This is a genomic window from Streptomyces sp. SX-6 (assembly GCF_059089585.1).
This window is the reverse complement of record NZ_JBTHHU010000003.1, coordinates 242,857-255,017: the sequence shown is the minus strand read 5'-3', so window position 1 is coordinate 255,017 and position 12,161 is coordinate 242,857. Positions and strand designations below refer to the sequence as shown.

The window sequence follows — 12,161 nt, the reverse complement described above, 5'->3', positions numbered from 1 at the left end:
TCCTGCTACCTCACGTGATACCGAGTGATCATCCCGGACATCATGTGCTCGTCGACATGGCAGTGGAACAGCCACGTACCCGGGTTGTCGGGACGCATGTCGGCGGTCACCACCGTCGCCGGGAGCACGCTCACCACGTCCGCGCGGTGGCCGCGCACCGTGACGGTGTTGCCGTGCCAGTGCGGACTGTGCGCGTCCTGTGTGCCGCCGATGCCGATGACGTACCAGCGCACCAGCTTGTCCCTGTCGATGGCCAGCGCGGGGTGGTCGTCGTCGACGATGCCGTGCGGGCCGTTGGCGAACATATAGCCGTTGACGGACATCTTCCGGTTGGACGACCGGAAGTCCCGGTCCTTCACGTCCAAGTCCTGGCCGTCGCCGAAGCGTTTGATGTTGCGCCGCAGATACGGGCTCTGGTTCTCGTCGAACTGGCAGAACAGCGTGAACACTTCGCGGTCGGCGTCCTTCGGCACAGCGTCACGCCCCGCATGCCCCCGGCGCGTCACCACCATCGGACCGACCAGCCCGGAGTGCACACCGGGGATGCCCATGTCGATGCTGTGGTCGTGGTAGACCCACCCGATCGACGCCGGGTCGCCGGGCCCGGGCCCGGCCCGCTCCGGCACCCCCCACACGTAGGTATAAGTCTCCCCCGGCTTCACCAGCCGGTCGACGTTGTTCTTGCCCCAGGTCCCGTCGTTGCCCGGCGCCCCCTCGTTCGCCTTGGTGTAGAAGACGCCGTGCGGGTGCATCGAAGCGGGGAACGGGGTGTTGTTCCTGAACACCACCTTGATCGTGTCCCCGACCTCCGCCCGGATCACCGGACCCAGCACGCCCATGTACTCGTCCCGGCGCCGGACCCGCTTCGTGAACGTCTTGTCGGTGTACTCGCGATAGACGGACTTCTCGTAGACCGACCCCAGCCGGTTGCGTCCCGGACGGGTATGGAAACGCTCGGATGACGAGAACTCCTCGCCGTTGACGAGATTGCGGGCCTGGGGCGCGTAGTCCCAGGTGACCGTGTCGGCCGCGATGTAGTAGACGCGAGTGACCGGCCGCTGGTACTCGAGCGTCTCGTCCGCCCCGTCCTCCCGCAGCGCGGGCAGGGGCCCGGCGGAGATCACTCCACTGCTGAGCGCAGCAGCCGTCCAGCCAATGAACCGGCGACGGGAGTGACCACTGTGAGCAATCATGCACTGACTCTAAGCCACATCATGGTCCGTCCGCACCATGCATTACGCCGCTCGGGCACCGTCCCGGCAGCCCCGGCACAGCCCGGCCCACACCGTCCGGAACGCCCGTTCGCAGCTGTCGCACGTCTGGAACGGCAGCGGCCGCGACGCCCGTTCGACCTGCGGCGGCGCCGCGACCGGCAGCGCAGGGGTCAGCGAGCTCGCGAGCCGGTACGCCAGCGGCCGCGCGGGCCAGACGATCGGCCCGACGGGCAGCTCGGCGGTGTTCCCCCTCGCGGAACCCTCGATCCGGTCGCCTCCAAAGGGAGGGCTCACGACCGGTCACACGCGCCCTGAGCGTCGTACGCGCGCCCTTGACGCTCACCGTCTGTCCAGCGACGCTCGTGCAAGCTGGCGTAAGCCGCTCAACACCGGAGGCAGCCATGGAGCTTCAGTTCATCGGCATTGATCCAGAGACCGGTCAGCAAGGGTCCCCCATGATCTGGGTGGACCGGGAGAAGCATGAGCTGGTGTTCCAGGGCTACAAAGCGGACAAGGGCCTGGAGGCCCGTTGCGCGGCAACAGTGGTTCCCGGACATGCCCCAGGGATTCCATCGCACGAAAACCGTCGTCCGGATGCCTGTCCGCATGGTGCCGTTGCTGAGGGAGGCATGTGATGTCGCAGAACGAGCCGAGCTTTAACGAGCTGTTGGCATCGGCCCGACAGTCTGCTGTGCACCTGGAGATGCGCGACTCATACGGAGTCGGGGACGAAGCCGCCGACTTCGAGACCTGGAAGCGCACGGGCCGGCGCGACGCGGACCCCGCCTCGGCGTACTGGCAGCCATGGGTTGCTCTGATCGAGAAGACGGTCGCACGCGGTGTGGAAGTCCGCCGCGCTCGTATCGTGTCCGAGCCGGTGACCGACTACATCAGGTACGAGCACGCGGGCACATCCGTCAACATCCATGCGGGGGAACAGGTTCGATGGCTTCCGCGACGCAACGCCTCGGACATTGCCCTACCGGGCAACGACTTCTGGCTCTTCGACGAGCAGACGGTGCTCTTCAATCACTTTGCTGGTGACGGAGGTTGGTCCGAACCCGGCTGGGAAGTGCGCGCTGAACCGTCAGTCGCGCGCCTCGCGGCATCCGCCTTTGCGGAAGTCTGGGAGCGCGGCATCCCACACGACAAGTACACGGTCTGAGCCAGTAGCAAGCATCGAAGAGCCAACGCGTGTCTGCATCCCCTTCGTCAAGCGCCCAAGCAGCCCGTGAGATCGTCGCCAACCGGTTGCGTGATCTACGCCTGGACGCTGGCCTGTCAGGGCAGGAGTTGGCTCTTCGGTGCGGCTGGAGCCCCGCGAAGTCCTCGCGGATCGAGAACGCGAAGACGCCCCCCTCAGACGCCGACATTCGGCTGTGGTGCTCCGCGTGCGGTGCTGATGATCAGGTGCCTGACCTCGTTGCCGCGAATCGCCAAGCCGACCAGATGTATGTGCACTGGAAGAAACTCCATCGGCATGGGATGCGCAGAGCTCAAACTGAGGTTGCACCGCTCTACGAACGAACCAAGCTGTTCCGGGTCTACTGCTCAAACGTCATCCCAGGAATGATTCAAACCGAGGCGTACGCCTCGTTCTTGTTGTCCACCATCGCCTCCTTCCAAGGAACTCCTGACGACGCTCCCGCAGCAGCGGCTTCCCGCATCGAACGCTCGCGCGTCATCCACGAAGGAAACCATCGATTCGCGATGTTGGTCGAAGAAACAGTACTGCGGTATCGCATCGGTGATGCAGAGACCATGGCTGGACAACTTGGCTATCTCCTGGCCGTGATGACGCTGCCGAATGTGAGCTTCGGCGTCATCCCATTCGATTCTCGGCGTCGCGTGTGGCCATTGGAAGCGTTCTACCTCTTCGACGATCACAGGGTGAGCGTGGAACTGCTGTCCGCCGCCGTGAACGTGGCCGCGCCCTCGGAGGTTGCGCTCTATGCCAAGGCCTTCTCCGAACTGTCGGGGCTGGCAGTTTACGGGCATCAAGCACGCGACCTGATCACCCAAGCGATCGACTCCCTTGGGTAGTTCACATGCAAGCCGGTGCAAGAACGTAGCGCCTCGCGATGTGACGCTCTTACGGTCTTCCGCATGGAACCCAGCCCCCAGCGCCCATCGATCGCCACAATGATGGTCGGCGAGACCGAGCCCCTGGACCTGAGCACAATCCGCGCCACCATCCGCCGCGCCCTGCAGGAACGGCCGCGCCCACCCCGCACCAGGGAGATCCGCGAGCTCACCGACACCCTCCGCGGGCACATCCAGCGCATGCTCCGCGAGGCACGCAACCGTACCGACCAGCTCGAGCGCGGCACCGACCCCTGGATCCGGTGGACCGCCCTGATCAACCGTGCTCAGGACGACATCTACCGATCCGGCGGCTCCGACGAGCAAGCTGCGGCGACGTACATGACCGACCTCGGCCGTACCGCCCGCCGCCTCGCGGACTGCCTCGACGAGTAGCAGCTGGTCCCTGACGTCAGCTGAAGTCCAGCGACCCCGTACGCGTCCGCTTGAGCTCGAAGAAGTCCGGGTACCCGGCGAGCAACCGCATGCCGTCGAAGACCCGGAGCGCGTCGTCGCCCCGCGGAATGGAATTGAGCACCGGCCCGAAATACGCGACGCCGTCGATGTGGAGCGTCGGGGTGCCGACGTACGCCCCCGACGCCGGGTCCTTGCCCTTGTCGTGGCTGGCCTGGAGCGCCTCGTCGTACTCCGTGCCGTGGGCGGCGTCGGCGAGTTCGGCGGGAAGGCCGAGCTCGGCCAGGGAGTCCTTGACCACCGCGTCGAAGTCGTCGTTCTTCTGCTGGTGGATGCGGGTGCCGAAGGCCGTGTAGAGGTCGCGGAGACGCTCCTCGCCGTGGTGCTGCGCGACGGCCACGGCCACCCGTGCGGGGCCGATCGACTTGTCCACCAATTCGCGGTACCAATCAGGCAGTTCATTGCCCACGTTGTGCAAGAAGAGACTCATCGCGTGGAACCGGACGTCGATGTCGCGCTGCGCCTCCACCTCCAGGATCCAGCGGGAGGTTATCCAGGCGAACGGGCAGGCGGAATCGAAGTAGAAGTCGACGACGGTCTTCGGCAGGTGCTGATGATCTCTGGTCACGCAGTGACGGTAAGCGCCCGGCGGCCCCCGCGAGGGGGCCACTCGGCAACGGTTTCCTTGGGCCATTTCGAGGTTCCGGCTCACATGACCGAGCCCTCGGGGAGCAAGGGCCGCAGTGCGCCGAGAAGCGCGCCGACGCAGATGTCGCGGAGCTGGGCGCGGGTGCAGGTCTCGTGTGTGAGCCAGTCGATGCACAGGACCTGGACGAAGGCCAGCCAGCTCTTCAGGACGGCGGACGCCGCCTCGCGGGTGGTGCTGTCGTCCGCGAGCGGGAGTACGGCCAGCAGCCGCGCGCGGAGTGCGTCCAGCTCGTTCGTCGTGATCGACTGAACCGCCGGGTCGTCCGCGAGGTCCCGGTTCGTGGCGAGGACGGCGTTGCGGTTGGCGACGAAGTAGTCGAGGTGGACGTCCATCCCCTGGACGAGCTGCTCGACCAGCGAGTCGGCGGGGTCGAGCCGTGTCCGGGCGAGCAGTCGGCCCGCCGCCTGCTGGTGGACGGCCGCGAAGAGGACGTGCTTGCTGGGGAAATGGCGATAGAGCAGGGCTCGCGAGATGCCGGCCTCTTTGGCGACGTCCTCCATCAGCACGTCGTCGTACGGACGCGCGGCGAAGAGCTGCGCGCCGACGGCGAGGAGTTGGGCGCGGCGGTCGGCGGGGCTGAGTCGCTGACGGGGAGGCACGAACGCAGATTACTTGACATGCGTCTACTAACGCACCCAACCTAGTAGACGAATGTCAACTAAGGCTCCACCGAGGCGGGTTGGGAGCGATCATGGCAAGGACTCTTCGGGCGCTCACACAGTTCATGGGCTGGGCCTGCGTACTGATCGGCGTAGGTCACGTGATACTCGGCAACGCAGCGATCCCCGGCGCGGGTTCCGCCGGCACGACCGTCGACAGCTGGGGCCGGTTCATGGGGGCGATCTTCGCCGGTTACGGACTGGCCTGGCTCTGGGCCGCCCGACAGCGGCCCATCCCGGCCCAGGCGGTGCGGTGGCTGGCCGGCGTCATGCTGCTGGGCGGCGTGGGACGGCTGCTCTCGCTCGCCCTTCACGGCTGGCCGCAGTGGTTCCAGATCCCCCTGGCGGTGATCGAACTCGGTCTGCCGCCCGTCTACTTCTGGCTGGCCGACGCGGAGGAGCGAGTTCTGCGCAGCGCGGCGGAGACCGTGCCCGCCGGGCGCTGACGATCGCCGCCCGGGTGGATCAAGGGCTGTCGATCAGCTTCCCCATCTTCGGCGCGAGCCACGGCTTGCGGCCACCGGCGCGCATCTCGCCGCGCACGATCGTCTTCCACAGCGGCGTGCGCCGGAAGGCGAACAGCAGGAAAGCGGTTGGCGTCGCTGTGATCCGGCAGTCGTACGTGCGCGGCGGCGCGTCGCGGGTCACCGTCCCCGTGCCGTCGTCGATGACGACCGACAGCCGCGGGCCGCCTTTGACGGCGAGGTCGAAGGCGAGGTGGACGCCCCGCGCCTTCTCCTTGTCCAGGGCGAGCGGCATCATCGTCGGCAGCGACTGGCCGATCACCAGCCGCGCGTCGTCCGCACCGACCGTCCATGGGAGGCGCGCACCGCGCGCGATGTCGAGGCCGTGGACGAGGCTCTCGCTGAGCATCAGCCCGGTCGCCGCCGCCAGGGTCAGCTCAACGTCCGTCCCGTACCAAGGCGTTGGTACGGGCGTGTCGTGCGCGAGACCCTCCGTGGACCGGAGGAACGCCTCACCCCGCTCGGCGAGGAAGTCGCCGAGACTCTTGCGCTCGTCCCCGTCGAAGAGGCCGATCGCCTTCCCGTTCACAGCCGTGAGCCGCTCCCTGAGCGAGCCGCTGTCGCCCGGCGGCAGGACGCTGCCCCAGTCCACGGACTCGCCGGTGAAGCCGGAGCAGTACGCCAGGTACGCCGCGCACACGTGAGCGCCGACGTCGCCGACCGACCAGTCCGGCACGCCGGAGGGCGAGTCCAAGTTGCCTACGCCGCGCAGCAGATGCACCAGCCGAGGAATCACAGCCCCCAACGCCGCACGCGTCTTCTCATGCTCCGCAACGGGATCGAATCTGCCGACAGCGCCCACGCCCCACCCCTCCGGCTACGAACGGTCGAAGGCTACTGCCGGGCGGGGACTTGCAACAGAGTTCATACGATCTGATCCGAGCAGATCAGGGGGCCAGCCGGTCAATTCCTTGCCGCAACTCCCGAAAGGCCCCGGGGAGTTGCACGCCGAACGCTATGCTCGCGACGCGTTGTTGCACCGCCGTTGCCGCCTGTTCGGGCGCCCGCACCGGTCGGCCACCTCTCCGGGGGAGGGCCTGACTGGGGCGCGGCCGCCTCGGCTACGTCGGGATTACGGCCGCGCCCATGGCCGGGCCTTCCATGCGGAATGCCCGACCGCTGGTGGGCACTGCCCACCCGGCAGAAAGGCGCGTAGGTGCACCATCGTAAGAAGAAGGATTGGTCCCGCCTGAGGGCCCGACTCCATCGGCTGTACCGCTGGACCGCCCCCATCCTGGGACCAGCGATCGTAGCGGCCGTCCGATGGTGGCTGGAGGCGCGGCACCGGTCATGACGGCGAAGACGGTGTACCCCCACCACACCCACTAGTGGGGGGCCACCAACCGTCGTGATCCTTCTTGAACGGAGCCCGCCGCCAGCCCCGGCGGTGGGCTTCATGTGCATGCCCTCCTCGCACCTGGCTGGCGCAAGATGCCCAGCTGCCCAACCGGACGAGCATGCTGCCGGAACCACGGTACCGGTACGGAAGCCCCGCCGCCTGGCATCGACGCAATCAGCGCCCCGCCCGGCGGAGCTACGCGGGCTTCCCTTCCACGAACAGCAGCCGCAGGTCGATCGCCCCCTCCCGGGCCGCCTTCGCCTTCTCGTACTCCGCAGAGGCGTACCACGCCCTCAACCGGCCCATGTCCGGGAACTCGATCACGGTCATCACCCGGGACGACGGCCACGCCGCCCCCTCCGCGACCTCGGGCACGGCGCCCTGGACGAGGTAGCGGCCTCCGTAAAGCTGAATCGAGGGTTCCGCCAACGCCCGGTACTCGAGGGAGCGTTCCTCATCCAGAACAGCGGCATCAACAAACACGTAAGCAGCCATGATCAACGCAACTCCCGCTGCTCAACCCCCATTCCCCTCCTCCACCACCAGCGCCGGCGTCGCCCGCGTCAGCACCTCGCCCCGGAAGAACGCCGGACTCCGCCGCCGCATGACCTCCATCAGCACCGCGCCCGCGGCCAGCAGCCCCACCCCGATGACGAACACCGACCCCACCCCGAACACCGAACTCCCCGTGCCGTACGCCGGGTTCCACATGTCGTACAGCGTCTTGCAGAACACCGCCGCCAGCAGCACACCGCCCAGTACCGGGAAGACGCCCTTGAAGAGCGCGTCGCGCACCGAGCGGCGCAGTTCGCCGCGGAAGAACCAGGCGCACGCGAAGGCCGTGATCGAGTAGTAGAAGCAAATCATCAGGCCCAGCGCGTAGATGGTGTCGATGAGGACGTTCTGGCTGAGGAAGCTCATCACCGCGTAGAACACGCCCGTGGCGACGCCCGCCGCCACCGTGGCCCGGCCCGGGGAGCGGAAGCGCGGGTGGACGCGGGCGAAGGAGGGCGGCAGGGCCTGGTACGTGCTCATGGCGAGGACGGTGCGGGCGACCGGCAGGAAGGTGGTCTGGAGGCTGGCCGCGGCGGATGCGAGGACGGCGACGAACAGCAGCGCGCCCAGCGCCGTGCCCATGACCGGATCGGCCAGCGCGGCGAAGACGTTGTCGGCGGTGCCGGGGTTGCCGAGGCCCGTACCCCGCTCGCCGACTCCGGCGTACATCTGGGCGGCGATGGCGGTCAGCAGGTACGAACCGATGAGGACGACCATGGCGAGCAGTGCGGCCCTGCCCGGGGTCCGGTCGCTTCCCGACGTCTCCTCGTTGACCGTGAGGCAGGCGTCCCAGCCCCAGAACATGAAGATCGACAGGGACAGTCCGGCCGTGAAGGAGGCGAAGGACGGCACGCCGAACGGGTTCAGCCAGCTCCATGAGAAGGAGAGCGAGGCGCCGGAGCGCGCCTTGGCGATGGCCATGGCGATGAAGACGGCGAGCACGGCCAACTGCAGCGCGACCAGTGCGTACTGGACGCCCTTCGTGGCAGTCATGCCGCGGTAACTCACGGCAGTCGCAAGGGCGATGAATGTCAGGCACGTCAGCACATGGACGATCCGGTTGCCGTCGAGTGCGGCCACGGAGTCGCTGCCGGCGAGATGGCCCAGGAGGAGGTAGAAGAAGGACGTCGCCACGCCCGCCAGGTTCGACAGCACGATGATCGTCGCGATGACGAGGCCCCAGCCGCACATCCACCCCACCCGCGGGCCGAAGGCCTGCACGCTCCAGGTGAAGGACGTACCGCAGTCCGGAACGGCCTTGTTCAGCTCGCGGTACGCGAACGCGACCAGCAGCATCGGGAGGAAGCCCGCGAGGAACACGGCAGGCATCCGCACCCCGACCTGGCCGACGGTCGGGCCGAGCGTCGAGGTCAGGCAGTAGACGGGCGCGACGGTGGAGATCCCGATGACCGCGCTGCCGAGCAGGCCGACGGAATTGCCGTTCAGCCCTTTCGCGCTCGTCGCGCCCGTCGCGCTCGTGACGCTCGTTACCGTGTCTCCGTCTCCGGCCTGTGGCCGCGCAGCCGCATCAACCATGAACGGGACGTTAAGGGCTGCTGTATCCGTATCCGGATGATTCACTTCCGGACCGGCGACCTTGAACATTCCCATAGCCAGCGCTAGTTGACCTGGCAATGGAAGGCCGACCACCCGTTACGGCCGGTAACACCAAGGAGTAGGACCCCTTCCTCCCATCTACGGAAACCACACCTCCACCCCATTTGTCCCGATTCAAAATTTTCCCGCCCCGGTCCCGACCGTCTCCGTGTCCCGCCCCGACCGCAGCACCACTCCCGGCACCGCACCGGTCACCACGTCGTGCCGCACCGTCTCCACCCCGTTGACCCGCACGCTCACCACGCCCAGCGCCCGCGAGTCCAGCCGCGCCGCCGCGCCCGGCAGGTCGTGGACGAGGGTCGCGGGGCCCGCGTCGACGCGGTTCGGGTCGAAGAGGACCAGGTCGGCGTACCAGCCCTCGGCGACGCGGCCCCGGCCGCGCAGGCCGAAGAGCCGGGCGGGGGCGTCGGTCAGCATCCGCACGGCACGCTCGAGCGGGACGAGGCGGCGGCCGCGCAGGCAGTCGCCGAGGAAGCGGGTGGTGTACGGCGCACCGCACATGCGGTCGAGGTGGGCGCCCGCGTCGGAGCCGCCGAGGAGGACGTCCTCGTGCTGCCAGGTGCGCTGCCGGAGCTCCCAGCTCGCGGGGTCGTCGTCCGTGGGCGCGGGCCACAGGACCGTACGGAGCTCGTCGGCCGCGCAGATGTCCACGAGGCAGGCGAAGGGGTCCGTGCCGCGCTCGGCGGCGATGTCGGCGACGGTGCGGCCGGTGAGGCCGTCGTTCTCCTTGGCGTAGGTGTCGCCGATGACGTAGTGATCGAAATCGGTCAGCCGCAGCAGCACGCCGGCGGCTTCGCTGTGCGCGTCGCGCAGCAGCCCGGCCTGGACGTCGGCGCGGCGCAGCCGGTCGATGCGCTGCGGTACGGGCAGGGAGAGGACCTCGCCCCAGCCGGGGATGAGGTTGAGCGCGCAGTAGGTGCCCAGGGACATGTTCATCGGCGTGAGGATGGGCATCGTGAGCGCGACGATCCGCCCGCCGGCCGCGCGGGCGCGTTCGCTCGCCGAGAGCTGGCGGGGCACGCGGCCGGGGACAGCGGCGTCGACGGTGAGCACGTTCCAGTTCAGGGGGCGCCCGGCGGCGACGGTCATGGCGGTGAGGAGGTCGATCTCCTCGTCGGCGAACCGGTCGAGGCAGCCCGGCACGATGGCCTCGAGCTGGGTGCCCTCGTGCTCGCCGACCGCACGGCAGAGGGCGAGGAGTTCGCCGGGCTCCGCGTGGCGGGAGGCCACGGGGTTGCCGTCGCCGTCGGTGTGGCTGGTGGAGCGCGTGGTGGACAGGCCCCACGCACCGGCGTCCATGGCCTCGTGCAGGAGGGCGATCATCTCCCGCGACTGACGCGCGTCGGGCGTGCCGCCCACCGCGCCGGGCCCCATCGCGTAGCGGCGCAGGGCGCAATGGCCCACCATGAAACCGGCGTTGACGGCCGTACGTCCGTCGAGCGCGTCGAGGTACTCGCCGAAGGCGGACCAGTCCCAGGGCGCGCCTTCCTCGAGGGCGGTCAGCGACATCCCCTCGACCTTGCTCATCATGCGCCGCGTGTAGTCGGCGTCGGAGGGGTGCAACGGGGCGAGCGTGAAGCCGCAGTTGCCGCCGACGACGGTGGTGACGCCGTGGGCCATGGACGGGGTGGCGTACGGGTCCCAGAAGAGCTGGGCGTCGTAGTGGGTGTGCGGGTCGACGAAGCCGGGGGCGAGGACGAGCCCCTGGGCGTCCTCCTCGGTGCGGGCCCGTCCCCCGACGCGGCCCGCCTTCACGGCGGCGGTGTCGATGAGGGCGATACGGCCGTCACGCAGGCCGACGTCGGCGACGTACGCGGGGGCACCCGTGCCGTCGACGACGGTGGCGCGGCGGATGAGGTGGTCGAGCATGCGGCCTCCCGGTCACAGCGTCACAGCGTCACGCGCGATGCCGTGACGCGTCACAGCGACGCGGCCCGGCGCAGCCGCGTCGTGCGGTGCACGGGGTCCGTGTCGATCTTCGGTATGACGTGCTCGCCGACCAGGCGGATGGTCTTCATCACGGCCTCGTACGGCACGCCCACCGGCAGCCCGAACACCAGCTGGTCCGCTCCCGCGTCCTCCCAGCGCCGACACTGGGCGAGGACCTCGTCGGGGTCGCCGCAGATCAACAGCTCCTCGGAGACGAGGAGTTCGATGATCTCCTCGGTGTACTCGGGGAGCAGCTCGGGCCAGCGGGGAATGCCCTCGGGGCGCGGGAAGGTGTCGTGGTAGCGGAAGAGCAGCGACTGGAGGTAGTTGAGACCGGCCGAGGCGGCCACGCGGCGCGCCTCCTGCGAGGTCTCGGCGCAGATGGCGGTGGTGGTGACCATGACGTTGTCGTTGACGTAGGCGCCGATGGGCTCGGCGTCCTTGACCGCGGACTTGTAGGAGTCCACGACCCACTCCATGTCGGAGACCTTCTGCACGCTGAACCCCAGGACGCCGAGGCCCTTGCGGGCGGCCATGGCGTAGGAGGCGGGCGACCCGGCGGCGTACCACATGGCCGGGTGGGACGGTCCGTACGGCTTGGGCAGCACCTTGCGGGCGGGCAGCGTCCAGTACTTGCCCTGGAAGCCCTCGTACTCCTCCTGGAGCCACATCCGGGGGAACTCGGCGATCGTCTCCTCCCAGATCTCCTTGGTGCGGTCCATGTCGGTGATGCCCGGCAGGAAGGCGAGCACCTCATGGCTGCCCGCACCCCGCCCGGTCCCGAACTCGAACCGCCCACCGCTCAGATGATCGAGCATGGCGGCCTTCTCGGCGACCTTGACGGGGTGGTTGACCTGCGGCAGCGGGTTGAAGATCCCGGCGCCGAGGTGGATGCGCTCGGTGGCGTGGGCGAGATAGCCGAGGAAGACGTCGTTGGCGGAGAGGTGCGAGTACTCGTCCAGGAAGTGGTGCTCGGTGGCCCAGACGTACTTGAAGCCGGAGCGGTCCGCCTGGACGACGTACTCGGTCTCCTCCAGCAGCGCGTGGTGCTCGGCCATCGGGTCGTCGGCCGAGCGCGCGGCCGGTACGTACCCCTGCACAAAGATCCCGAATTCCACG

The 12,161-nt window shown here is 68.5% G+C and carries 13 protein-coding genes and 1 pseudogene; 5 read left to right on the top strand and 9 right to left on the bottom strand.

The genetic code is table 11. The annotated features are described in order from the left end of the window. Positions 1–5: 5 nt before the first annotated feature. A complete protein-coding gene (locus ACV530_RS05325) occupies positions 6–1,193 on the bottom strand; it encodes a multicopper oxidase domain-containing protein (protein WP_494331050.1) in 1,188 nt (395 codons plus the stop codon). A 42-nt stretch (positions 1,194–1,235) separates the two neighbouring features. Continuing rightward, positions 1,236–1,508 (bottom strand): hypothetical protein, encoded by a 273-nt coding sequence (locus tag ACV530_RS05320; RefSeq protein WP_494331049.1) that lies wholly within the window; start codon positions 1,506–1,508, stop codon positions 1,236–1,238. Positions 1,509–1,615: 107 nt separating this feature from the next. On the opposite strand from ACV530_RS05320, the pseudogene ACV530_RS05315 reads away from it, so the two are divergent. From ACV530_RS05315 to ACV530_RS05300, 4 genes and pseudogenes are all read left to right on the top strand, one after another. Continuing rightward, a pseudogene (locus ACV530_RS05315) lies at positions 1,616–1,874 on the top strand (hypothetical protein). Continuing rightward, positions 1,849–2,379, top strand: a complete 531-nt coding sequence (locus ACV530_RS05310; RefSeq protein WP_494331048.1) for a DUF6879 family protein — start codon at positions 1,849–1,851, stop codon at positions 2,377–2,379. The pseudogene ACV530_RS05315 and the gene ACV530_RS05310 overlap by 26 nt, the downstream one beginning before the upstream one ends. A 29-nt stretch (positions 2,380–2,408) precedes the next feature. Then, the gene (locus ACV530_RS05305) at positions 2,409–3,257 is read left to right on the top strand and encodes a helix-turn-helix domain-containing protein (RefSeq protein ID WP_494331047.1); all 849 of its coding nucleotides are present in this window, start codon (positions 2,409–2,411) and stop codon (positions 3,255–3,257) included. Positions 3,258–3,320: 63 nt separating this feature from the next. After that, positions 3,321–3,692, top strand: coding sequence for a DUF6415 family natural product biosynthesis protein (locus ACV530_RS05300; RefSeq protein ID WP_494331046.1), 372 nt, complete (start codon positions 3,321–3,323; stop codon positions 3,690–3,692). A 16-nt stretch (positions 3,693–3,708) separates the two neighbouring features. On the opposite strand, the gene ACV530_RS05295 is transcribed toward ACV530_RS05300, so the two are convergent. Then, positions 3,709–4,338 (bottom strand): mycothiol-dependent nitroreductase Rv2466c family protein, encoded by a 630-nt coding sequence (locus ACV530_RS05295; protein WP_494331045.1) that lies wholly within the window; start codon positions 4,336–4,338, stop codon positions 3,709–3,711. Between the two features lie 80 nt (positions 4,339–4,418). Continuing rightward, positions 4,419–5,018: a TetR/AcrR family transcriptional regulator gene (locus ACV530_RS05290; RefSeq protein ID WP_494331044.1), complete on the bottom strand. Its 600-nt coding sequence runs from the start codon at positions 5,016–5,018 to the stop codon at positions 4,419–4,421. 92 nt (positions 5,019–5,110) lie between these two features. On the opposite strand from ACV530_RS05290, the gene ACV530_RS05285 reads away from it, so the two are divergent. Then, positions 5,111–5,524, top strand: a complete 414-nt coding sequence (locus ACV530_RS05285) for a DUF4345 domain-containing protein (protein ID WP_494331043.1) — start codon at positions 5,111–5,113, stop codon at positions 5,522–5,524. A 19-nt stretch (positions 5,525–5,543) separates the two neighbouring features. Here the strand turns inward: ACV530_RS05285 and ACV530_RS05280 are convergent, their stop codons facing one another. The 5 genes from ACV530_RS05280 to ACV530_RS05260 all read right to left on the bottom strand — a co-directional run bounded on the left by ACV530_RS05280 (position 5,544) and on the right by ACV530_RS05260 (position 12,160). Beyond that, complete coding sequence (locus ACV530_RS05280) at positions 5,544–6,323, bottom strand: maleylpyruvate isomerase N-terminal domain-containing protein (RefSeq protein WP_494331042.1); 780 nt, start codon at positions 6,321–6,323, stop codon at positions 5,544–5,546. Between the two features lie 813 nt (positions 6,324–7,136). After that, a complete protein-coding gene (locus ACV530_RS05275) occupies positions 7,137–7,436 on the bottom strand; it encodes a DUF1330 domain-containing protein (protein ID WP_494331041.1) in 300 nt (99 codons plus the stop codon). Positions 7,437–7,457: 21 nt separating this feature from the next. Next, on the bottom strand, positions 7,458–9,032 hold the full coding sequence (locus tag ACV530_RS05270) for an APC family permease (protein ID WP_494331040.1): 1,575 nt from the start codon (positions 9,030–9,032) through the stop codon (positions 7,458–7,460). Between the two features lie 195 nt (positions 9,033–9,227). After that, positions 9,228–10,982 carry an N-acyl-D-amino-acid deacylase family protein gene (locus ACV530_RS05265; protein WP_494331039.1) on the bottom strand — a complete coding sequence of 585 codons (1,755 nt, stop codon included), beginning with the start codon at positions 10,980–10,982 and terminating at the stop codon, positions 9,228–9,230. 50 nt (positions 10,983–11,032) lie between these two features. Then, positions 11,033–12,160 carry an LLM class flavin-dependent oxidoreductase gene (locus tag ACV530_RS05260; RefSeq protein WP_494331038.1) on the bottom strand — a complete coding sequence of 376 codons (1,128 nt, stop codon included), beginning with the start codon at positions 12,158–12,160 and terminating at the stop codon, positions 11,033–11,035. Position 12,161: the final 1 nt, after the last annotated feature.

Excerpts from the sequence above, each read along its gene's own strand:
- ACV530_RS05325 (WP_494331050.1), bottom strand. The coding sequence starts at position 1,193 with ATGATTGCTCACAGTGGTCACTCCCGTCGCCGGTTCATTGGCTGGACG.
- ACV530_RS05310 (WP_494331048.1), top strand. The coding sequence starts at position 1,849 with ATGTCGCAGAACGAGCCGAGCTTTAACGAGCTGTTGGCATCGGCCCGA.
- ACV530_RS05300 (WP_494331046.1), top strand. The coding sequence starts at position 3,321 with ATGGAACCCAGCCCCCAGCGCCCATCGATCGCCACAATGATGGTCGGC.
- ACV530_RS05285 (WP_494331043.1), top strand. The coding sequence starts at position 5,111 with ATGGCAAGGACTCTTCGGGCGCTCACACAGTTCATGGGCTGGGCCTGC.
- ACV530_RS05275 (WP_494331041.1), bottom strand. The coding sequence starts at position 7,436 with ATGGCTGCTTACGTGTTTGTTGATGCCGCTGTTCTGGATGAGGAACGC.
- ACV530_RS05270 (WP_494331040.1), bottom strand. The coding sequence starts at position 9,032 with ATGGTTGATGCGGCTGCGCGGCCACAGGCCGGAGACGGAGACACGGTA.
- ACV530_RS05265 (WP_494331039.1), bottom strand. The coding sequence starts at position 10,982 with ATGCTCGACCACCTCATCCGCCGCGCCACCGTCGTCGACGGCACGGGT.